Raw genomic sequence first — 3,283 nt, forward strand, 5'->3', positions numbered from 1 at the left:
CACCAGTTTGAAACATGTGCTGTCAGGTTCATCGTTTCGGTGTCCTGCTGTAAGGTTGGAACCGAATCCAGATAACTTTTCAGCCCGGTAAAATCGTGGTCATAAATACGTTTCAGTGCAAGCAGCTCTTTCACCGAAGCCTGCAAATATTTGGAGTCAGGATAGTTTTCGATGATTTCTTTGAAATCGGATTCAGCATCGGCATAATCACCATCAATAATGGCCTGCTCAGCCCCATGGAATAACACCTCGTCATCGCCTGTACTTTTAAGATTAATCCATGGTGGAGTCCACACAGGAGACCAGATATATTTACCTGTCGGATGAAGGTCATGATTAGGATTAAAATTTGGCCCCCAGTAGTTATATTCCACATAAAGGAATGGGCTACCCGGCATAATACAGGTATGGTATGTGACCAAGGTATCATGCCCTGGATGATTATTATAAATCACATTCCAATGGAATTCATGGGGGAAGCTGCCTGCAATGGCAAAAACTTGATTGTGGGAATTATTAATGATTTGCTGGGTTTCGTCTGCTGATTGTGCAGATTCATTGCCAAGAAGCCTCACATTACTCCTGTCAAGGCATACAACGCCATATGTATTGTTTTTAATCAGGTTGTTCTGAATATCGGCATAACTGTGATAGATTTCAATGCCGCATGAGGTATCTGCTGTTGATGATATGTTATATTCTATTGAACATTCTTTAATATAATGGTCCTGACCGACAGAGGAGCCTGAGGTGTGAATATTTATTCCATTTCCGGCATCGTATATAAGTGTATCGTGTAAAAGCATAAAATTCTTATAGGGTCCGATGTTAATAACTACATCGTCCATGCTATTTACAAAATCGCAACCTGTAATAATAACTGTGCCCCTATCAGTCGCAGCCATATCTCCAATGGATGCAATAACTGTTGAATTAGTGAATTGCGAATTTGTTAATTCAAAAGTTTGGTCATTATTTCTATAATATTTAAGGTATGAATCAATAAATGTACAATTATCCACTAAAAATGATTTAGTATATGCTGATAAAGTGACCCCAGTGAACTGGTCACCATATATCGACAGTTCAAGATCATAATTTCTGATTTCGATGACAAAGGAGGCATTTTCTTCTGTCAGAAACGAATTATTACTTGCATATTCACCTCCCATTGCGATGTTTCCATAAACGATGATACTGTCCATACCTGATACTGCATGGATTGTGTCATCTCGACAAAAAATTAAATTAGCCCCCTCTTCAATGATCAATTTCCCGTTATTTTCGAAACGAAGATTCCCGTCTGTAGGAACGGTCAATGTGACCCCGCTTCTGACAGTTATTTTTGTTGATATGGTTGTTATTGGAGGAAGAGTAATATCATCGGTTACCTCAAATCCCTGAGCCATAATATTTAATGCAGGATCTCCAAAAAAATTAAATGCATACTTATATTCTGGTACGTTTGCTTCATTTCTCATCTTACTTTCCAGGATATATTCACCTGTAATATGTGATAAATCATTGAAAATAGTATATGGAATAAGTTCCTGGAAATATTTAGGCGGATAGCAAATATCGTTAATATCAGCTTTACAACCCACACTCCTGCATGCTCCCAGATAACCTGTAAAACCTTTTGTTCCTGAGTATGTTGTTATTGCTTCCCCAAAACAATCGCTTCCAAAATCAAAATATCCTGATTCGCATGCAATACCATGTACTACAGGGGCTTTGTATTCATTGATCAGATTGGATTCCAAATCATCCGTAGAAATTGTCGACCATCCATTTTTATAACCGTGACCAAAATAAGTAAAGGTCCCGACACCTTCATTCAATGCAGAATATACTTGATCCTCATAATTTTCTTCTGCACCGTCAATTTCATCCACGATAAAATATGAGGGAATCAGGCTCTCAATAAATTCAAGATAAGGTTGGTGATAATCATAGTGTGGATCAATTTGTACGAATACTCCGGTTTCGTTCCGCCATCCTCTGGGCGGCGGGACTTCAGATTCATCATAAAAGGTGGCTTCCGATTCATAATACAAAAACGTTATCATATGAACCAGGTACTCCATTAATACCATTTTGGGGGACATCTCCAATCAATTGCACATAACCCAGTTTGCCGTCATATGTGTGTAGCGCATTGGCTCCTTCGTAAATACGTCGAATACAGGTACGGATGCGTTGTTCTTTTATATGGGTGTAATCTGGTGGAATCTGGTTCAAGCCCTCAAAAAAGAAATTTACATCATCTGAAATTATATTGTCAGCATTTAATATGGCTACATCAAATCCATTATAAGTTGCACGATGAAGGGCAATATTATAAACATCTGAATTATGAGGTTCGAAAAAAATCCCGGAACAAATAATCAGGTAATCGGCAATAATGTCGTCAGCATCTTCAGGATGATCAAGTTCAATCCAATTTATATTTCCATTACCCTCCATATTATCGTTGATACTTGCCCTGATCCCGCTTGAAACATAGTTTATAAACGTGTAGGTTGCCACATTATTGAAAATACCGGTATTTACGTTTACATTGGTTGCGGGATTACTAAAACCAAGATTTACATGGTAATTTGTATAAACAATAATATGTTTTGTTACCGGGTTGAACTGTACAGGATACAGATACACCTCGGCGTATTTCTGGCCGCGCAGATAGCCGGTTGAAACAATTTCGGCATTCATACCGGGCAGATAAGTGTTTTGGTCATAAACAGCCTCATTTTTTGAGAAAACTTCCTCCAGATAAACCGAATTTCCCGGACCCTGAACTTCTTCGTAATCAGGAGCAGGATATATGTTGTAGTTGCTGAAATCAATCTGGCTGGTAATATTGACAGTCAGAATAACATTATCACATTCGGGTATGGCAATCAGTTGCCGGATGTAAGGAAGTTCAGGTTCGCCGGTTTGAGCGAATTTTCCTGAGCATGGTATTTCTATCCTTTGAAAGTTTTCGCTTCCTTCGGTAAGGTTTTCTTTGAACATTCCGCAAACTTCCACGGTGTATTGTACCTGTTGGTTGTTGGATTGAATCAGATTGATAACAGGAGGCTGGGGATTAGACCGGGTGAAGGTTACCCAGTCATGAGCCGATACCATGATGCCAGTCAGGCAACATAAAACTAAAAGTAAGGGTGACTTTTTCATTGTAAGAGAGTTTAGTGAATGAATAATACTTTTTTATACTGGGAAGGAGTGTTGTTATAGCTGATGTTATAAAGATAAATTCCAGCCGGAACATTGTTTCCTTTAC

At 38.7% G+C, this 3,283-nt stretch carries 2 protein-coding genes; both read right to left on the bottom strand.

Annotated features, from left to right (window positions below):
• Nucleotides 1-2,069: C25 family cysteine peptidase (locus tag NT175_07285; GenBank protein MCX6234512.1), on the bottom strand; the 2,069-nt coding region annotated here is incomplete at its 3' end.
• Nucleotides 2,047-3,177: a hypothetical protein gene (locus NT175_07290; GenBank protein MCX6234513.1), complete on the bottom strand. Its 1,131-nt coding sequence runs from the start codon at nucleotides 3,175-3,177 to the stop codon at nucleotides 2,047-2,049. The genes NT175_07285 and NT175_07290, both read right to left, overlap by 23 nt.
• Nucleotides 3,178-3,283 lie beyond the last annotated feature (106 nt).

The organism is Bacteroidota bacterium, from assembly GCA_026391695.1.
GTDB lineage: Bacteria > Bacteroidota > Bacteroidia > Bacteroidales > JAGONC01 > JAPLDP01.